This window comes from Kitasatospora sp. YST-16 (assembly GCF_026802215.1).
Lineage (GTDB): Bacteria > Actinomycetota > Actinomycetes > Streptomycetales > Streptomycetaceae > Kitasatospora > Kitasatospora cineracea.
Genome location: NZ_CP113837.1, coordinates 1,596,607 through 1,615,920, shown reverse-complemented (window position 1 = coordinate 1,615,920; position 19,314 = coordinate 1,596,607). Strand labels below are relative to the sequence as shown.

At 73.4% G+C, this 19,314-nt stretch carries 13 protein-coding genes; 8 read left to right on the top strand and 5 right to left on the bottom strand.

Features of this window, described 5'->3' with window-relative positions; translation table 11 throughout:
• The first annotated feature begins 74 nt into the window (after positions 1-74).
• The 4 genes from lgt (at position 75) to OU787_RS07280 (ending at position 8,457) form a co-directional block, all read left to right on the top strand.
• Positions 75-1,058 (top strand): prolipoprotein diacylglyceryl transferase, encoded by a 984-nt coding sequence (gene lgt, locus OU787_RS07295; protein WP_030460096.1) that lies wholly within the window; start codon positions 75-77, stop codon positions 1,056-1,058.
• Between the two features lie 181 nt (positions 1,059-1,239).
• Entirely contained in the window at positions 1,240-1,980 is a 741-nt protein-coding gene (locus OU787_RS07290) for a VIT1/CCC1 transporter family protein (protein WP_030460095.1), read from the top strand.
• Between the two features lie 428 nt (positions 1,981-2,408).
• Positions 2,409-7,004, top strand: coding sequence for a glutamate synthase large subunit (gene gltB / locus OU787_RS07285; RefSeq protein WP_030460094.1), 4,596 nt, complete (start codon positions 2,409-2,411; stop codon positions 7,002-7,004).
• Positions 6,997-8,457 (top strand): glutamate synthase subunit beta, encoded by a 1,461-nt coding sequence (locus tag OU787_RS07280; protein ID WP_030460093.1) that lies wholly within the window; start codon positions 6,997-6,999, stop codon positions 8,455-8,457. Before gltB ends, OU787_RS07280 begins: the two co-directional genes overlap by 8 nt.
• 156 nt (positions 8,458-8,613) lie before the next feature.
• Here OU787_RS07280 and OU787_RS07275 read toward each other — a convergent pair whose 3' ends face one another.
• The gene (locus tag OU787_RS07275) at positions 8,614-8,976 is read right to left on the bottom strand and encodes a nuclear transport factor 2 family protein (protein WP_030460092.1); all 363 of its coding nucleotides are present in this window, start codon (positions 8,974-8,976) and stop codon (positions 8,614-8,616) included.
• A 96-nt stretch (positions 8,977-9,072) separates the two neighbouring features.
• Between OU787_RS07275 and OU787_RS07270 the strand changes: the two genes are divergently transcribed.
• From OU787_RS07270 to OU787_RS07255, 4 genes are all read left to right on the top strand, one after another.
• Complete coding sequence (locus OU787_RS07270) at positions 9,073-11,775, top strand: AAA family ATPase (RefSeq protein ID WP_268658887.1); 2,703 nt, start codon at positions 9,073-9,075, stop codon at positions 11,773-11,775.
• Positions 11,763-11,951, top strand: coding sequence for a helix-turn-helix domain-containing protein (locus tag OU787_RS07265; protein WP_268658886.1), 189 nt, complete (start codon positions 11,763-11,765; stop codon positions 11,949-11,951). Before OU787_RS07270 ends, OU787_RS07265 begins: the two co-directional genes overlap by 13 nt.
• Positions 11,952-12,078: 127 nt before the next feature.
• Positions 12,079-12,948, top strand: coding sequence for a helix-turn-helix domain-containing protein (locus tag OU787_RS07260; RefSeq protein WP_030460090.1), 870 nt, complete (start codon positions 12,079-12,081; stop codon positions 12,946-12,948).
• Positions 12,949-13,005: 57 nt separating this feature from the next.
• Complete coding sequence (locus OU787_RS07255; RefSeq protein ID WP_030460089.1) at positions 13,006-14,463, top strand: aldehyde dehydrogenase family protein; 1,458 nt, start codon at positions 13,006-13,008, stop codon at positions 14,461-14,463.
• Between the two features lie 31 nt (positions 14,464-14,494).
• Here OU787_RS07255 and OU787_RS07250 read toward each other — a convergent pair whose 3' ends face one another.
• The 4 genes from OU787_RS07250 to OU787_RS07235 are packed head-to-tail and all read right to left on the bottom strand — an operon-like array spanning position 14,495 to position 19,219.
• On the bottom strand, positions 14,495-15,634 hold the full coding sequence (locus tag OU787_RS07250) for an acyl-CoA dehydrogenase family protein (protein ID WP_030460088.1): 1,140 nt from the start codon (positions 15,632-15,634) through the stop codon (positions 14,495-14,497).
• A complete protein-coding gene (locus tag OU787_RS07245) occupies positions 15,631-16,458 on the bottom strand; it encodes an HAD family hydrolase (RefSeq protein WP_035955181.1) in 828 nt (275 codons plus the stop codon). Before OU787_RS07245 ends, OU787_RS07250 begins: the two co-directional genes overlap by 4 nt.
• Complete coding sequence (locus OU787_RS07240) at positions 16,455-17,906, bottom strand: condensation domain-containing protein (protein ID WP_035955179.1); 1,452 nt, start codon at positions 17,904-17,906, stop codon at positions 16,455-16,457. Before OU787_RS07240 ends, OU787_RS07245 begins: the two co-directional genes overlap by 4 nt.
• A gap of 47 nt (positions 17,907-17,953) precedes the next feature.
• Positions 17,954-19,219 carry an MFS transporter gene (locus tag OU787_RS07235; RefSeq protein ID WP_035955177.1) on the bottom strand — a complete coding sequence of 422 codons (1,266 nt, stop codon included), beginning with the start codon at positions 19,217-19,219 and terminating at the stop codon, positions 17,954-17,956.
• Between the last annotated feature and the right edge of the window lie 95 nt (positions 19,220-19,314).

Below are 19,314 nucleotides of genomic sequence, written 5' to 3'. Positions count from 1 at the left end.
GCCGCCGCGTGACGCTACCGTGACCGGCTCCGGTGCCGGTGTGACCGGTGGGACACGGTAGCGTCGAGAGTGCCATGGATCTCGCATACATTCCGAGCCCGTCGCGGGGCGTCCTCAACCTGGGGCCCATCCCGCTGCGCGCCTACGCCTTTTGCATCATCATCGGTGTCGTCGTGGCCGTGTGGCTCGGCAGCAAGCGGTGGGTCGCCCGCGGCGGCGGCCGCCACACGGTCGGCGACATCGCGGTCTGGGCGGTGCCGTTCGGCCTGGTCGGCGGCCGGCTGTACCACGTCATCACCGACAACCAGCTGTACTTCGGCGAGGGCAAGCACCCGATCGACGCGCTGAAGATCTGGGAGGGCGGCCTCGGCATCTGGGGCGCCATCGCCTTCGGCGCGGTCGGCGCCTGGATCGGCGCCCGCCGCCGCGGCGTCCCGCTGCCCGCCTACGCCGACGCGATCGCCCCCGGCATCGTGCTGGCCCAGGCCTGCGGCCGCTGGGGCAACTGGTTCAACCAGGAGCTGTACGGCCGCCCCACCACCCTGCCCTGGGGCCTGAAGATCGACAAGACGCTCCCGGACGGCACCGTGGTCCAGGGCGTCTACCACCCGACCTTCCTGTACGAGTCGATCTGGTGCGTGCTGGTCGCCGTCCTGGTGATCTGGGCCGACAAGCGCTTCAACCTCGGCCACGGCCGGGCCTTCTGGCTGTACGTGGCGGCCTACACGGTCGGCCGGTTCTGGACCGAGTGGCTGCGGATCGACGAGGCGCACCGCTTCTTCGGCCTGCGCCTGAACGACTGGACCGCGATCCTGGTCTTCGTCGGCTCGGTCGCCGCCTTCGTGCTCTCCGCCAAGCTCCGCCCCGGCCGCGAGGACCCGGACTCGATCGACCCGCAGGCCACCGCGGAGCGCGCCGAGGCCGCGGCGGCCGCCGAGTCCGCCCCGGCCGGGGACGCCCCGGTCGAGTCCGCCTCGGGCGAGGGTCCGGCCGACGTCGCCGAGCCGTCGCAGGACGCCCCCGTCGAGCTCTCCAAGGACTCCGAGAAGCCCTCCTGAGCTGCCGCGCCCGCCCCCGTTGGGGCCGCCCCGCCGAGACCGGCGAGGCGGCCCCAACTGCCTTTGGGCAGGCTTACTTTGCTGGAAACTCGCAGGTCAAACGGCTACGTTCGAGGAGCAGCAAGCCCGGCCGGCGCCCGCCCCGGGGGGAACCGCCGTGCCCGGAAGGGGAGCCGTCCGCATGAGCACCATCACCGCAGACCCGCACACCGACAGCCCGCAGCCCCGGATACCCGACGCCGGCCACCACCGGGACGTCAACGGCGGCTGGCTGCGCCCCGCCGTGTTCGGCGCGATGGACGGCCTGGTCTCCAACTTCGCGCTGATGACCGGCGTGGTGGGCGGCGACGCCGCGCCGAGCACCGTGGTGCTCACCGGCCTGGCCGGCCTGGCGGCCGGCGCGTTCTCCATGGCGGCCGGCGAGTACACCTCGGTGGCCTCCCAACGCGAGCTGGTGGAAGCCGAGTTGGAGGCCGAGCGGATCGAGCTGCGGCGCAACCCGCACGGCGAACTGGCCGAACTGGCCGAGCTGTACGTGGCCCGGGGCGTCGAGCCGGAGCTGGCCCGCGAGGTGGCCCGGCAGCTGTCCGCCGACCCGGACACCACGCTGGCCGTGCACGCCCGCGAGGAGCTCGGCGTCGACCCGGACGACCTGCCCTCGCCGCTGGTCGCCGCGGTCTCCTCGTTCGGCTGCTTCGCGCTCGGCGCGCTGCTCCCGGTGCTGCCCTACCTGCTGGGTGCGACCACGCTCTGGCCGGCCGCGCTGCTGGCGGTGCTCGGCCTGTTCGGCTGCGGCGCCGTGGTGGCCCGGGTGACCGCCCGCAGCTGGTGGTTCTCCGGCCTGCGGCAACTGGTGCTGGGCGGCGCCGCGGCGGGCGTCACCTACCTGCTGGGACGGCTGATCGGCGGGGCGATCGGCTGACCGGCCACCCGGTCGGCCCTGTACGAAAACCCAGACCTCTGTATAGTTATGCCATGGAACGCGTGATGTTCCGCACATGGGCCCGAGCCCGCACCTTGCCCTAGTCTCGACATCCGGCTGTCGACCCCCGCAATCGAAACCGGGGGCGGCGTCGACTTCGAAGAATCCCAGGTAGGGACACCCCAACGGCTGTTCCGGGGGCGTTTCGCCCCCGTTTCACGCCCTTCGGCACCGGGCACACTGGAGGGAACGCGCGACGCTGCGCCACCCCCTCCATCCGCCCCCTGACCTGGGGATCATCCCGAGATGTGGACGTCTGAATCCACTTCCCGGGACAAGCGGCATCATGTAACCTGCACCGACAAATCGCATCAGGGCCAACGTCGTCCCTTTGCATGAAGCAACTGTTTACGACGACGGGAGAGCCGATGCTGTCTGCATCCCTGCCCTCCGGCCACGAGGACGCCAAGGCCACCGGCCCCTACGCCCTCGTCCCGGATGCGCGCCCCCAGGCCCAGGGTCTCTACGACCCGCGCAACGAGCACGACGCCTGCGGCGTCGGCTTCGTGGCCACGCTGACCGGCATCGCCGACCACAAGATCGTCGAGCAGGCGCTGACCGTCCTGCGCAACCTGGAGCACCGCGGCGCCACCGGCGCCGAGCCGGACTCCGGCGACGGCGCGGGCATCCTGACCCAGGTCCCGGACGCGTTCCTGCGCGCCAACACCGACTTCGAGCTGCCGGCCGCCGGCTCCTACGCCGTCGGCATCGCCTTCCTCCCGCAGGACGACGAGGAGGCCGCCGCCGCGGCCACCCGGATCGAGGTCGTCGCGGCCGAGGAGGGCCTGACCGTCCTCGGCTGGCGCGACGTCCCGGTCACCCCCGACCTGCTGGGTGCCACCGCCCGCAGCGTCATGCCGCGCTTCCGCCAGCTCTTCGTCACGCACGGCGAGCGCACCGGCATCGCGCTGGACCGGGTCGCCTTCGTGCTGCGCAAGCGCGCCGAGCGCGAGGCCGGGGTGTACTTCCCCTCGCTCTCCGCCCGCACCCTGGTCTACAAGGGCATGCTGACCACCGGCCAGCTGGAGCCCTTCTTCCCCGACCTGTCGGACCGGCTCTACGCCTCCGCGATCGGCCTGGTGCACTCCCGCTTCTCCACCAACACCTTCCCGAGCTGGCCGCTCGCCCACCCGTACCGCTTCGTCGCGCACAACGGCGAGATCAACACGGTCAAGGGCAACCGCAACTGGATGACCGCCCGGGAGTCCCAGCTCGCCACCGACCTGATCCCCGGCGACCTGGACCGGATCTTCCCGATCTGCACCCCGGACCACTCCGACTCGGCGTCCTTCGACGAGGTCCTGGAGCTGCTCCACCTCGGCGGCCGCTCGCTGCCGCACTCGGTGCTGATGATGATCCCGGAGGCGTGGGAGAACCACGCCACCATGGACCCGGCCCGCCGCGCGTTCTACCAGTACCACTCCAACCTGATGGAGCCCTGGGACGGCCCGGCCTGCGTCACCTTCACCGACGGCACCCAGATCGGCGCGGTCCTGGACCGCAACGGCCTGCGCCCGGCCCGGTACTGGATCACCGAGGACGGCCTGGTCGTGCTCTCCTCCGAGGTCGGCGTGCTCGACATCGACCAGGAGAAGGTCGTCAGGAAGGGCCGCCTGCAGCCCGGCCGGATGTTCCTGATCGACACCGCCGAGCACCGCATCGTCGAGGACGAGGAGCTCAAGGCCGCCCTCGCCGCCGAGCACCCCTACGAGGAGTGGGTCGCGGGCGGGCAGATCCAGCTCGCCAAGCTCCCCGAGCGCGAGCACATCGCGCACACCCACGCCTCGGTCACCCGCCGCCAGCAGACCTTCGGGTACACCGAGGAGGAGCTGCGGGTCATCCTCGCGCCGATGGCCAAGACCGGCGGCGAGGCGCTCGGCTCGATGGGCACCGACTCGCCGATCGCCGCGCTCAGCGAGAAGCCGCGCCTGCTGTTCGACTACTTCACCCAGCTGTTCGCCCAGGTCACCAACCCGCCGCTGGACGCGATCCGCGAAGAGCTGGTCACCTCGCTGCACAGCAACCTCGGCCCCGAGGGCAACCTGCTGGACGCCACCCCGGCGCACTGCCGCTCGGTCGGCATCACCTTCCCGGTGATCGACAACGACGAGCTGGCCAAGCTGATCCACATCAACAAGGACGGCGACCAGCCCGGCCTGAAGGCCGTCACGCTCTCCGGCCTGTACAAGGTCGCGGCCGGCGGCGCGGGCCTGGCCGCCCGGCTCGCCGAGATCGCCGCCGAGGCCGACGCCGCGATCGCCGACGGCGCCCGCATCGTCGTGCTCTCCGACCGGCACTCGGACGCCGAGCACGCGCCGATCCCGTCGCTGCTGCTCACCTCGGCCATCCACCACCACCTGATCCGCACCAAGCAGCGCACCCAGGTGTCGCTGCTGGTCGAGGCCGGCGACGTCCGCGAGGTGCACCACGTCGCGCTGCTGGTCGGCTACGGCGCCGGCGCGGTCAACCCGTACCTGGCCATGGAGTCGGTCGAGGACCTCGTCGCCCAGGGCGTGTTCGTCCAGGGCATCGAGCCCGAGAAGGCGATCCGGAACCTGATCTACGCGCTCGGCAAGGGCGTCCTGAAGGTGATGTCCAAGATGGGCATCTCCACCGTCGCCTCCTACCGCGGCGCGCAGGTCTTCGAGGCCATCGGCCTCGCCCAGGAGCTGGTGGACGCCTACTTCGCGGGCACCACCACCAAGCTCGGCGGCATCGGCCTGGACGAGATCGCCAAGGAGACCGCCGCCCGGCACGCCAAGGCGTACCCGGCCTCCGGCATCGCCGCCGCGCACCGCGCGCTGGAGATCGGCGGCGAGTACCAGTGGCGCCGCGAGGGCGAGCCGCACCTGTTCGACCCGGAGACGGTCTTCCGCCTCCAGCACTCCACCCGCACCAAGCGCTACGACGTCTTCAAGCAGTACACGGACCGGGTCAACGCCCAGTCCGAGCGCCTGATGACGCTGCGCGGCCTGTTCCAGCTGGACGCCCTCGGCCGGACCCCGATCTCCGTCGACGAGGTCGAGCCGGTCTCCGAGATCGTCAAGCGGTTCTCCACCGGCGCGATGTCCTACGGCTCCATCTCGATGGAGGCGCACGAGACCCTCGCCATCGCGATGAACCGGCTCGGCGGCAAGTCCAACACCGGCGAGGGCGGCGAGGACCCGGAGCGCCTGTACGACCCGGCCCGCCGCTCGGCGATCAAGCAGGTCGCCTCCGGCCGGTTCGGCGTCACCTCCGAGTACCTGGTCAACGCCGACGACATCCAGATCAAGATGGCCCAGGGCGCCAAGCCCGGCGAGGGCGGCCAGCTGCCCGGCCACAAGGTCTACCCGTGGGTGGCCAGGACCCGGCACTCGACCCCGGGCGTCGGCCTGATCTCCCCGCCGCCGCACCACGACATCTACTCCATCGAGGACCTGGCTCAGCTGATCCACGACCTCAAGAACGCCAACCCGGACGCCCGCATCCACGTGAAGCTGGTCTCCGAGGTCGGCGTGGGCACCGTCGCGGCCGGCGTCTCCAAGGCGCACGCGGACGTCGTCCTGGTCTCCGGCCACGACGGCGGCACCGGCGCCTCCCCGCTCACCTCGCTCAAGCACGCGGGCGGCCCCTGGGAGCTCGGCCTCGCCGAGACCCAGCAGACCCTGCTGCTCAACGGCCTGCGCGACCGCATCGTCGTGCAGACCGACGGCCAGCTGAAGACCGGCCGCGACGTGGTCATCGCCGCCCTGCTGGGCGCCGAGGAGTTCGGCTTCGCCACCGCCCCGCTGGTGGTCTCCGGCTGCATCATGATGCGGGTCTGCCACCTCGACACCTGCCCGGTCGGCGTCGCCACCCAGAACCCGGTGCTGCGCGACCGGTTCTCCGGCAAGCCCGAGTTCGTGGTCAACTTCTTCGAGTTCATCGCCGAGGAGGTCCGCGAGCTGCTCGCCGAGCTCGGCTTCCGCTCGATCGAGGAGGCCGTCGGCCACGCCGAGCACATCAACGCCCAGGCCGCCATCGACCACTGGAAGGCCGCCGGGCTCGACCTGGCCCCGCTGTTCCACGTCCCGGCGCTGCCCGAGGGCGCGGCCCTGCACAACACCACGGGCCAGGACCACGCGCTCGACAAGGCCCTCGACAACCAGCTCATCGAGCTCGCCGAGGACGCCCTGGAGCGCGGCGAGGCCGTCCGCATCCAGCTGCCGGTCCGCAACGTCAACCGCACCGTCGGCACCATGCTCGGCCACCAGGTCACCAAGCGGTACCGCGGCGAGGGCCTGCCCGAGGGCACCATCGACATCACCCTGACCGGCTCGGCCGGCCAGTCGTTCGGCGCCTTCGTGCCCAGCGGCATCACGCTGCGCCTGGAGGGCGACGCCAACGACTACGTCGGCAAGGGCCTGTCCGGCGGCGTGATCGTGGTCCGTCCCGCCCGGGACGCCGCCGCGATCGGCGCCGACGCGCAGAACCACGTCATCGCCGGCAACACCATCGGCTACGGCGCCACCTCCGGCCGGATCCACCTGCGCGGCAAGGCCGGCGAGCGTTTTGCGGTCCGCAACTCCGGTGCGACCCTGGTGGTCGAAGGCGTGGGCGACCACGGTCTGGAGTACATGACCGGCGGGCGGGTGCTGATCCTCGGCGAGACCGGCCGCAACCTGGCGGCGGGCATGTCCGGCGGCATCGCCTACGTGCTCGACCTCCGCCCGGCCAACGTCAACAGCGGCATGGTGGGCATCGAGGCCCCCGGCGCCGCCGACCGCGAATGGCTGCGCGAGACCGTCCAGCAGCACTACGAGGAGACCGGCTCCACCGTCGCCGCCGAGCTCCTGGCCGACTGGGGCAGCGGGGTCTCCCGCTTCTCCAAGATCATGCCCACCGACTACAAGGCTGTGCTCGCCGCCAAGGACGCCGCTGAGCGCGATGGCCTCTCCGAGGTGGAGACCACTCGCAAGATGATGGAGGCGGCAAATGGCTGACCCCAAGGGCTTCCTGACCACGCCCAAGCAGCTGGCGGAGCGCCGTCCGGTGGACGTCCGGCTCCGCGACTGGAACGAGGTCTACGTCGAGCGCAGCCTCCTTCCGATCATCACCAAGCAGGCCGGCCGCTGCATGGACTGCGGCATCCCGTTCTGCCACAACGGCTGCCCGCTCGGGAACCTGATCCCCGAGTGGAACGACCTCGCCTACCGGGACGACTGGTCCGGCGCGATCGAGCGGCTGCACGCCACCAACAACTTCCCGGAGTTCACCGGCCGCCTGTGCCCGGCTCCGTGCGAGTCGGCGTGCGTCCTGGGCATCAACCAGGACGCGGTGACCATCAAGAACGTCGAGGTCACCATCATCGACAAGGCCTGGGACCGCGGCGGGGTCACCCCGCAGGTCCCGGAGCGCCTGTCCGGCAAGACCGTCGCCGTGATCGGCTCCGGCCCGGCCGGCCTGGCCGCCGCCCAGCAGCTCACCCGGGCCGGGCACACCGTGGTGGTGTACGAGCGCGCCGACCGGATCGGCGGCCTGCTGCGCTACGGCATCCCCGAGTTCAAGATGGAGAAGCGCCACATCAACCGCCGCATCGAGCAGATGCGCGCGGAGGGCACCCGCTTCCGCACCGGCGTCGAGGCCGGCGTCGACATCAGCGGCCAGGACCTGCGCTCGCGCTTCGACGCGGTCGTCGTCGCGGCCGGCGCCACCACCGCCCGCGACCTGCCCGTCCCCGGCCGGGAGCTGAACGGCGTCCACCAGGCGATGGAGTACCTGCCGCTGGCCAACAAGGTCCAGGAGGGCGACTACGTCGACTCCCCGATCTCGGCCAAGGGCAAGCACGTCGTCGTCATCGGCGGCGGCGACACCGGCGCCGACTGCGTCGGCACCGCGCACCGCCAGGGCGCCCTCTCGGTCACCCAGCTGGAGATCATGCCGCGGCCGTCCGAGGACCGCCCGGCCAACCAGCCCTGGCCGACCATGCCGATGACCTACAAGGTCACCTCGGCCCACGAGGAGGGCGGCGAGCGGATCTACTCCGTCTCCACCACCCACTTCGCCGGCGACGAGGACGGCAACGTCCAGGAACTGCACCTGGTCGAGGTCGAGTTCAAGAACGGCAAGTTCGAGCCCGTCCCCGGCAGCGAGAAGGTCATCCCGGCCCAGCTCGTCACCCTCGCCATGGGCTTCACCGGCACCGACGTCAAGAACGGCCTCGTCGAGCAGCTCGGCGTCGACCTCGACGCCCGCGGCAACGTCGCCCGCGACGGCAAGTTCGGCACCAACGTCGACGGGGTGTACGTTTGCGGTGACGCCGGTCGCGGCCAGTCCCTGATCGTCTGGGCGATCGCGGAAGGCCGCTCGGCCGCCTCGGCGGTCGACGCCTACCTGGGCGGCAAGACCCCGCTCCCCGCCCCGATCAAGCCGACCGACCGCTCGCTGGTGGTCTGACCGACCGCCGCCCCACGAACGCCCAGCCCCCCGCGAGGGGGGTACGGCCGACAAACACCGACCCGCCAGAGCCGCCGGGACCCGGTCATCACGACGCCTGCCCACTCCCCGACCAGGTAAGGGCAGGCGTCGTTGTCGTTCCCGGACCCGGCGCGTTCAGGCCGCCGGGACCTTGTCCAGGAAGCCGACCACGGTGGCGATCCGGCCGTCCCCGTCCGCGGTCAGGACGTCGAAGCCGACCACCAGGGGCTCCGCGGCGCCCTCCGGGGCCAGCTCCCAGGTGAAGCGGGCCACGTCGTGGTGGGCGTCGACCGGGCCGAGGCGGAACACCAGGCCCGCGAACTGGGCCTGGACGGCGGCCAGGGCGGCGTCGAACTGCTCGTGGCCGCGGGTCTCGACCAGCGGGTCGGTGTAGCTGCCGTCGGGGGCCCAGGTCTCCTCGACGAGCTTGCGGCGCGCGGCCGGGTCGGTCTCGTTCCAGGCGGCCAGGTAGCGCTCGGCCAGGTGCTGCAGGTCCATCGTGGTCTCCTTCTGAGCTGCGGTTCCCCTTGCAGGACAAGAAGTTACGGAGATCGCCCGGCCGGGGAATCGGTCACCCATAGGTAGGGTCGACCCATGCTGTACGGACGGGGGACGGAACGGGCCGCGGTCGACCGGCTGCTCGCGGCGGCCGGCGGGGGACGGGCCGGGGCGCTGGTGCTGCGCGGCGAACCGGGCATCGGGAAGAGCGCCCTGCTGGACGCGGCCGCCGAAGCCGCCGCCGGATGGCGGGTGCTGCGGGCCGCCGGAGTGGAGAGCGAGGCCCGGCTGCCGCACGCGGTGCTCAGCCAACTGCTGGCCCCCGCCCTGGGCGAACTGGACGGCCTGCCCGGACCGCAACGGGCCGCGCTGGAACGGACCCTGGGCCTGGCCGACGGCCCCGCCGGGGACCGGCTGCTGGTCGGCCTCGCGGTGCTCACCCTGCTCGGCGACCTCGCCGAACGGCAGCCGGTGCTGGCCCTGGTGGACGACCTCCAGTGGGCCGACCCGGAGTCCGCAGCGGTGCTGCGGCTGGCCGCCCGCCGGCTCGGCGCCGAACGCGTCGCCCTGCTGCTCGCCACCCGGGAGGACGACGGCCCCGACCCGGCCGGACTGCCCGACCTGCGGATCGGACCGCTGGCCGAGCCCGACGCGGCCGCCCTGCTGCACCACCTCGCCCCCGAACTCCCCGACCCCGCACGGGTGCTGGCCGCCGCCGCCGGCAACCCGCTGGCCCTGCGCGAACTCCCGCACGGCGCGGACACCGGCGCCCTGCCGCCCGCCGGACGGCTCCGGCTCGCCTACCACGGCCAGGTCAGCCGCCTGCCCGGCCGCACCCAGCGCTGGCTGCTGCTCGCCGCCCTGGAGGAGACCGGAGCCCTGGAAGTACTGCTGCGGGCCGCCGCCGAGAGCGGACTGGACGCCGCCGACCTCGCCCCCGCCGAGGAACAGGGCCTGCTGAAGGTCGACCTGACGGCGGGCCGGGTGGCGTTCCGCCACCCGCTGCTGCGCTCCGCCGTCGCCGACCGGGCCCCGCTCGTCGACCGGCTGGCCGCGCACCGGGCCCTGGCCGCCGCCCACGGGCCCGCCGAACCGCTGCGCCGGGCCTGGCACCGGGCCCTGGCCGCCACCGGCCGGGACGCCGACGCCGCCGGCGAACTCGCCGCCGCGGCCGGGGCCGCCGCCGCCCGCGGCGGGCACACCGGGGCCTCCGCCGCCTACGAGCGGGCCGCCCGGCTCAGCCCCGACCCCGACCTCGCCCGCCGCTGGACGGTCGAGGCGGTCGAGGCCGCGCTGGAGGCCGGCGAAGTGGACCGGGCCGAACGGCTCGCCCTCGCCGCCGACCGGCCGGACGCCGACCCGGTGACCCGCGCCCACCTGCTGTTCGCCCGCGGCGTCGCCGAGTTCTGGCGCGGCGAGCACGGCCCCGCGCACCGCCGGCTGACCGAGGCCGCCGCACTGGTCGCCGACCCGCACCCCGGCCCGGCCGCCCGCGTCCTGGTGCAGGCCGTGCACGTCGCCTGGTACGACGGCCTCCCGGCCGTCCGGGACACCCTGACGGCGCTCACCGCCCTGCCGCTGCCCGTCGACGACCCGCTCGCACCGGTCGTCCGCTACCTGGCGGCGGCGCTCGGGCCGCTGGTGGGGGAGCAGGGGCAGGAGCAGGGGCAGGAGCCGGACGCGGATCCGGCCGGCGCCGGGGGAGCGGGTGTCGGTGTGGAGGGAGAGGGAGTAGAAGGGACAGGCGCTGGGCGAGCGGGCGTTGGGGCCCCGGCAGCAGGCGCGGATCCGGCCGGCGCCGGGGCAACAGACGCTGGGCGAGCGGGCGTTGGGGCAGCGGACGCTGGGCGAGCGGGCGTCGGGGGTCCCACGTTGCCCGAGGCGGAGCGGGCCGCGCGGGCGGCCGGGGCGGCGGTGCCCGTCGACCTGGCGCTGGCCTGCGGGGCGGGGCTGGTGCCCGGCCACGACGCGGAGGTGCTGGACCTGGCCCGTCGGCTGGTCCGGGAGGGGCGGGAGGCCGGGGCCTTCGGGACGCTGCCGACGCTGCTGTTCTTCCTCGCCGAGGCCGAGCTCTTCGACGGCCGCCCCGGCCTGGCCGCCGACCACGCGGCCGAGGCGCTGGGGCTGGCCCGGGACACCGGACAGCCGCTGTGGACCGGGCAGTTGCACGGATTCCTGGCCTACCTGTCCGCCGTCCGCGGCGACGGCGACCCGTGCCGGGAGCAGGCCGCCGCGGCCTTCGCCCGGGGCGGCGCGGGCGCTCCCTGGGCGCGCTGGGCGCTGGGCGTGCTCGACCTGGGCGCGGGCCGGGCCGAGGACGCCCTCGGGCAGTTGGCCGCGCTCACCGGCGGCCCGCACGCGCACCACGTCAGCGCGGTGCGCGCGGTGCCCGACCTGGTGGAGGCCGCGGTGCGGCTGCGCCGGGAGGAGCGGACCGCCGGGCCGCTGGCCGGGTTCGAGCGCTGGGCCGCGCGGGCCGACCGGCCGTGGGCCCGGGCCCTGGTGCACCGCTGCCACGCGCTGCTGGCGCCCGACGAGCTCGCCGAGGACCGCTACCTGGCGGCGCTGGCCGAGCACGCCGAGCAGCCCCGGCCCTGGGAGCAGGCCCGGACCGAGCTGCTGTACGGCGAGTGGCTGCGCCGCGGCCGCCGCAAGGCGGAGGCCCGGCCCCGCTGCGCTCCGCCGAGCAGGCCTTCCGGCGGCTGGGCGCCGGGCCGTGGGCGGAGCGGGCCCGGCTGGAGCTGGACGCCACCGGCGGCCCGGCCGCCGCGGGCCCGGACCGGACGGTGGCCGGGCTGACCCCGCAGGAGTCGCAGATCGTCCGGCTGGCCGCGCAGGGCCTGTCCAACCGGGAGATCGCCGCGCAGTTGTTCCTGAGCGCCCGCACCGTCGGGCACCACCTGTACAAGGCGTACCCGAAGCTCGGCGTGGGCTCCCGCACCGATCTGGCGGGCGTGCTGCCGGCGCTGTCCTGAGCGGAGTCGAAACCCGGGCCCGTACAACGGATTGGCCAAATACCGGAAGGATCTCGCGGAGTGTCGTCGCGCAGTGGCAGACTGCATCCCACGGGGTCCAATCGGCGTTCCTGGGGCGGAGGTTTGCATGACGGGCCTGCAGACGGGCAGCGGTGCGACCGCGCGTCGCATCCAGTTGGGGGCCCAGTTGCGGCGCCTGCGCGAGGCCCGCGGCGTGACCCGGGAGGACGCCGGGTACTCGATCCGGGCCTCGGAGTCGAAGATCAGCCGGATGGAGCTCGGCCGGGTCGGCTTCAAGCAGCGCGACGTGGCGGACCTGCTGACGCTCTACGGCGTCGACGACGAGGAGTCCCGGGCCTCGCTGCTCGGCCTGGTCGGCGGCACCAACGCCCCGTCCTGGTGGCACGGTTACGGGGACGTCGTCCCCGGCTGGTTCCAGACGTACCTCAACCTGGAGGACGCCGCGGACCTGGTCCGCAGCTACGAGGTGCAGTTCGTGCCCGGGCTGCTGCAGACCCCCGAGTACGTGCACGCGGTGATGCGGGCGGGCAGCCCGGCCGCGCCGGAGGAGGAGATCGCCCGCCGGGCCGCGGTCCGGCTGCGCCGGCAGCAGCGCTTCCTGGCCGAGGGGGCGACCGCCCGGCTGGAGCTGATCGTCGACGAGACGGCGCTGCGCCGCCCGTGCGGCGGCCCCGAGGTGATGGGCGGTCAGCTGGCCCGGCTGGCCGAGCTCTCGCGGCGCGAGACGATCAGCCTGCGGGTGCTGCCGCTGGGGATGGGCGCGCTGGCGGCGGACAGCGGGGCGTTCACCGTGCTGTGCTTCCCCGAGCCGGACCTGGCGGACGTGGTCTACGTCGAGCAGTTCACCACCGCGCTGTACCTGGACAAGCCGGTCGAGGTGGCGGAGTACACGACCGCGCTGGAGCGGGTGGCGGCGGCCGCGCTGTCCGAGGAGGAGACCAGGTCGCTTCTCGCGGAGATCCTCCAAGACGCCTGAACCGCAATTAGGATGATGATCCGTCAGTAGGAGATCGTCAGCGCCGAGAGGGATCGGATGTCCTTGATCGCGGAACTCGCCCTGCAGTACATCGACGGCCAGTGGCGGCCGGGCACCGGCTCCTGGGACATCGTGGACCTGGACCCGTACAGCGGGGAGAAACTGGCCTCGTTCACGGTCGCCACCGCCGAGGAGATCGACCTGGCCTACCGCGCCGCCGAGCGGGCCCAGCCCGCCTGGGCCGCCACCAGCCCCTACGAGCGGCGCCTGGTCTTCGAGCGCGCGCTGCGGGTGGTCGAGGAGCGCGAGGCCGAGATCCTCCGGGTGATGACCGTCGAACTCGGCGGCACCCTGGGGAAGTCCGCCTTCGAGCTCGCCCTGGTCAAGGACATGCTGCGGGAGGCCGGCGCGCTGGCCCTGCGGGCCGAGGGGAAGATCCTGCCCTCGCCCGTCCCCGGCAAGGAGAACCGGCTCTACCGGCTCCCGGTCGGCGTGGTCGGCGTGATCAGCCCGTTCAACGCCCCGGTCTTCCTCTCGCTCAAGGCCGTCGCCCCGGCGCTCGCGCTCGGCAACGCGGTCGTCCTCAAGCCGCACCAGGACGCCCCGGTGGCCGGCGGCACCCTGATCGCCAAGGTCTTCGAGGAGGCCGGGCTGCCGGCCGGCCTGCTGAACGTGGTGCTCACCGACATCGCCGAGATCGGCGACGCCTTCATCGAGCACCCCGTCCCCAAGGTGATCGCCTTCACCGGCTCGGACTCCGTCGGCCGGCACGTGGCCACCGTCGCCGCCGCGCATCTGAAGCGGACGGTGCTCGAACTCGGCGGCAACAGCGCGCTGGTGGTCCTCGACGACGCCGACCTCGACTACGCGGTGGACGCCGCCGTCGCCAGCCGCTTCACCCACCAGGGCCAGATCTGCATGGCCGCCAACCGGATCCTGGTCGACCGCGCGGTGCTCGCCGAGTTCAGCGAGAAGTTCACCGCCAAGGTCGCCTCGCTGACCGTCGGCGACCCCGGCGACCCGGCCACCCAGCTCGGCCCGCTGATCAACTCCGCCCAGGCCGAGGCGATCACCGCCGAGGTCGACCGCGCGATAGCGGACGGTGCCCGCCCGCTGCTGCACGGTACGACCGTCGGCACCCTGGTCCGGCCGACCGTCCTCACCGACATCCCCGCGGACGACCCGATCCTGCGCCGCGAGGTGTTCGGCCCGGTCGCCCTGCTGATCCCCTTCGACGGCGAGGAGGAGGCCGTCCGGATCGCCAACGACACCCCGTTCGGCCTCTCCGGCGCCGTCCACACCGCGAACGTCGAGCGCGGCGTCCGGTTCGCCCAGCGGATCGACACCGGCATGATCCACGTCAACGACGGCACGATCGCGGACGAGCCGATCGTGCCGTTCGGCGGCGAGAAGGGCTCCGGCGTCGGCCGGTTGAACGGCGACACCAGCCTGGACGCGTTCACCACCGTCAAGTGGATCTCGATCCAGCACGGGCGCTCGCGCTTCCCGTTCTGACAGTCGCTGCGCAGCCCGTCGCGCCCCCGGGTCAGGCCAGGCCCTGGGCGATGACCAGCCGCTGGATCTGGTTGGTCCCCTCGACGATCTGCAGCAGCTTGGCCTCGCGCATGAAGCGCTCCACCGGGTGGTCGGCGACGTAGCCGGCGCCGCCGAGCACCTGGACGGCGTCGGTGGTCACCTTCATCGCCATGTCGGTGGCGAAGAGCTTCGCCTTCGCCGCCTCCAGCGAGTAGGGCAGGCCGGCGTCCTTCAGGCGGGCGGCGGCCAGCGTGAGCGCCCGCGCGGCGGCGACCTGGGTGGCCATGTCCGCCAGCATGAATCCGACGCCCTGGAAGGAGATGATCCGTTCTCCGAACTGCCGGCGGTCCTTGGCGTACCGCACGGCGTAGTCGACGGCGGCCTGGGCGAGGCCGACCGCGCAGGCGGCGATGCCCAGCCGGCCGCAGTCCAGCGCGCCCATCGCGATCAGGAAGCCCTTGCCCTCGCGGCCGACCAGCCGGTCGGACGGGACCCGCACGGAGTCGAAGCCGATCTGCGCGGTGGGCGAGGACCAGACGCCGAGCTTCTTCTCGCGCTCGTGCACCACCATGCCGGGCGTGCCCGCGGGCACCACCAGGCAGGACAGGCCGCGGGCCCCCGGGCCGCCGGTGCGGCTGAACACGTTGTAGAAGTCCGCGTGACCGGCGTGGGTGACCCAGGACTTGGTCCCCGAGATGCGGTAACCGCCGTCCTCCTTGGTCGCCCTGGTCGAGAGCGAGGCCGCGTCCGAACCGGCCTCCGGCTCGGACAGGCAGTACGCGCCGAGGAGTTCGCCGCTGAGCATGTCGGGCAGCAGTTCCTCGCGCTGGGCCCGGGTGCCGTACGTGGCGGTGCCGAAGCACGCGAGGTTGTGCACGTTGACCGACTCGGCCACGGCCAGCCAGTGGTAGGCGACCTCCTCCAGCGCCTGGAGGTAGACCTCGTAGGGCTGCCCGCCGCCGCCGTACTCCTCGGGGTAGGGCAGGCTCAGCAGCCCGGCCTTGCCGAGCGTGCGCACGACCTCCCGGGGGAACTCGTGATTGGCCTCGAACTCGGCGACCCGCGGGGCGAGTTCGTTGGCGGCGAGGTCCCGGACCAGGTCGAGCAGGTCGGCGGCCTCCTCGCTGGGCAGGATGCGCTGGATCTTCATCGGGCCACCTCGGTGAGCGTCGGGTGCTGCGGCCGCAGCAGGTTCTCCAGGACGACGGCGACGCCGTCCTCGGCGTTGGAGGGCGCGATCAGGTCGGCCTCGGGGTGCAGGGCGGGATCGGCGTTCGCCATGAACACCCCGCGACCGGCCCAGCGGATCATGTCGAGGTCGGTCCGGGCGTCACCGAAGGCGATCACCTCGGCGGGGGCGATGCCGCGCTCGGCGCAGAGCTTCTCCAGCGAGGCGATCTTGCTCACCCCGTGGGTCACCAGGTCGACGACACCGCTGTGGTGGTGGGAGACGGTGACCAGCCCGCCGAGGATCTCCTCGACCTCCGCGGTGTCGATCTCGCGCAGCCGGGGCGAGACGGCGAAGAGCTTGAGCACCGGGACGTCGATGGTCGCCGGGTCGGCGCGGTAGGACTCGCCGATCAGCAGCGGCTCGGGGTAGTCGGGCGCGTAGCCGACGCGCCGGTCCGCCAGCATCCAGCCGATCGCGGCGTCCGGCAGTGCCCGCTTCAGCCGGGCGGCCGTCTCGCGTGCGGTCCCGGCGTCGATCGTGAAGGCCTCCGTCAGTTCCATCGACGGCACCTGCCAGAGTGCGGCGCCGCCGCAGCAGATCGCCTCCCCGGTCAGGTCCAGGGCCTCGACGATGTACTCGACGGCGGCGGCGTGGCGGACGGTCACGAAGACCGTCTCGATGCCGTGCTCGTGGGCCAGGGCGACGGCCCGGCGGGTCCGCGGCGAGACCGAGTAGTCGGGGCGCAGCAGGGTGCCGTCCAGGTCCACGGCGATCAGGCGGGGCAGGTCGGGGACGGCGGTCATGCGGCGAGCTCCTCGATCGGGGTGTCGGGCGCGTCCACGCCGTGCTGCAGGAACGCGTGGATCAGGCGGAGGAAGCGGGTGGCCCAGCCGCGGCCGTAGAGGTCGTGGCGGTAGCGGAGTTCGATCGCGATGCCGTCCTTGCGCCGGTAGCCGATGACCCGCAGGCCGCCCCGCGGTACCTCGGGCATCGGGATGCCGATCGGCTGCACGTCGAGGCCGGTCGGGCGGAGCAGCGGCTCGCGCTCGTCCTCCACCATGTCCATGTCGAAGTTGAGGTAGATCGGGACGCTGCCGGGTTCGCGGAAGCGGACGCCGTACTGCTCGGGGGCGAGTTCCCGGCTGATCAGCGAGAACGGAATCCGCTGGTGGCGCATCGCGTTGAACAGCGTCTGCGCTTCCAGGCGGACGAGTTCGCCGAAGGGCGTCCTCCCGGTGAAGCGGGTGCGGAAGGTGGCCGGGGTGGCCACGTAGCCGACCATCGCGTCGGTCTCCGGCCGGGTCCGGTTGGCGAGCGAGCCGAAGGTCGCCACGTCGCCGGCGGCGTCCTCGCCCACGGTCTCCAGGCGCAGGCGCCACATGGCGGCCTTGAGCGCCGCGGCGAGCACCACGGCCGAGGTCACCCGCTCGCGCACCGCGAACTCCTCGACGGCGGCGCTCAGTTCCGGTCCGACCGGTTCGAGCGACTTGGTCACGCCCGGCTCGGCGCCGGTGGGCGCGTCCGGGTCGGCCAGGCCGGAGGCGGGGATCGGGGTGATGCCGTCGAGCTGCTTGCGCCAGTAGCCGAGCTGGCGCTCCAGCTGCACGTCGCCCAGGTGGCCGTGCTGCCAGAGGGCGAAGTCCGGGAACTGGACGGGGAGTTCGGGGAGCGGCGGTACGTCGTCGCCCTGTTCCGAGGCGTAGATGGTCAGCAGGTCGTTGATCATGATCCGGGCCGACCAGGCGTCGAAGACGATGTGGTCGGTGGTCATCGAGAGCACGTGCAGGCTCTCGCTCACCCGGCCGAGCACGGGGCGGAACAGCGGCCCGGCGGCCAGGTCGAAGGGCTGGTTGGCGTGCTCGGCGAGCAGCGCGAGCACCCGCGGCAGGCGGGTCTCCGCGGGCTCGTCGGGCGCCTCCAGGACGGGGAGGGCGCGAGGCTGCGGCGGGAGCAGCAGCATCACGTGCTCCTCGGAGGACTCCCCGCCCACCTCGGGGAAGACCGTGCGCAGCGTCTCGTGGCGTTCGGCCAGCAGGTTGAGGCTGCGCTCCAGCAGGGCGACGTCGAGCCGCCCGTCGAAGCGCAGGCCGAGCGCGATGTTGTTGTTCACCTGGTGCACGTGCCGGCCCCAGATCAGGCGCTCCTGCTGGGTGTGGGTGGCCGGCACCGCCGCGCCCCGGGTGGCGGGGCGGACCTCCGTGGAGGTGTTGGGTGTCGGCAGGGTGACGTGGAAGGTGGAGGGGATCGTCATGGTGTGGCGGTCCGTTCGCAGGGAGGGGCCCGGAGCGGCCCCGGGCTTCAGGCGGATCGGTTCGACTTCGGGTGCAGCGCGGGATGGGCGAGGAAGGGCAGCAGCAGGACGATCGCGGACAGCGCGCTCAGGGTGGCGAAGCCGAGCCGTTCGAGGACGACGCCGGACAGCGCGGCCCCCGCGGCCGCGGCCAGGTTCATCGCCATGTCGGAGAACCCCTGGGCGGCCGGCAGTTCGGCGACCGGGACGCTCTCGGAGAGCCGGACCGAGGCCGCCACCAGCACCGCCGACCAGGAGAGCCCCAGCAGCGCCAGCGCGACGGCGAGCTGGACGACGTCGCCGCCGCCGGCGGTGCCGCAGAGCCACAGCGAGAGCAGCATCGCGGCGGTGCCCCCGTAGAGCACCGGGGTGCTGCGGAAACGGTCCACGGCCCAGCCGAACACGGTGGAGAACCCGTACATCCCCGCCAGGTGGCCGCTGAGCACCATGCCGATGACACCCAGCCCGGTGCCGGCGTGGTGCATGTGGATGCCGGTCATCGACATCACCGCGATCATCACCAGGTGCCCGGCGACGATGCTGAGGATCGCCAGGACGGCCGGGCGGTTCCCGCGCAGCGCCTTCAGCATGGCGCGCAGCGGCGGCGGCTTCTCCCGCTCCCCGGCCTCGTCCTGCCCGCGTGCCAGCAGCAGCGGGTCGGGGCGCAGGAAGACGGTGATCGCGGTGAACGCGGCGGCGAAGCCGACGACCGCGAACAGGTAGGTGCCGGACAGCGGCGGCAGGCCCAGGCGTTCGGCGATCGCGGCACCGGGCCCGGTGAGATTGGGCCCGATCACGGCGCCGACCACGGTGGTGGTGAGCACCAGGGACATGGCCCGGCCCCGGCGCTGCGGCTCGGCCAGGTCGGCGGCGGCGAACCGGGCCTGCAGGCCGGTGGCCCCGGCGGCCCCGTAGAACACCATGCCGAGCAGGAACAGCGGGAAGCTGTGCACCACCGCGGCCACCACGCAGGCCACCGCGCCCACCGCGGCGGCCAGGTACCCGGTGGCCAGCCCGGGGCGCCGCCCCCGGACGTGGGTGATCGCCGCGATCGCCCCCACCGCGGCCGCGCCGCCGAGCGTCGCCGCGGTCTGCGACAGGCCGGCGACGCTGGCGCTCCCGCCGAGTTCCTCGGCCAGCAGGCTGGTGACGGCGAAACCCGTGGCGATGCCGCTGCCGCTGATCACCTCGGCGACCACGAGGGTCCGGACGGTCCGTCGCTGCACCCGGGCACGGTCGTGGCGCGGCGGGTCGGCGGTGGTCAAGGTCGGCATGGCGCTCCGGCTCTGTGCGTGGGTGCGTGGGTGCGTGGGTGCGTGGGCGGGGAGGGACGGGCCCGGACCGCTCCGGGAGCCGTCCGAGGCGGGGG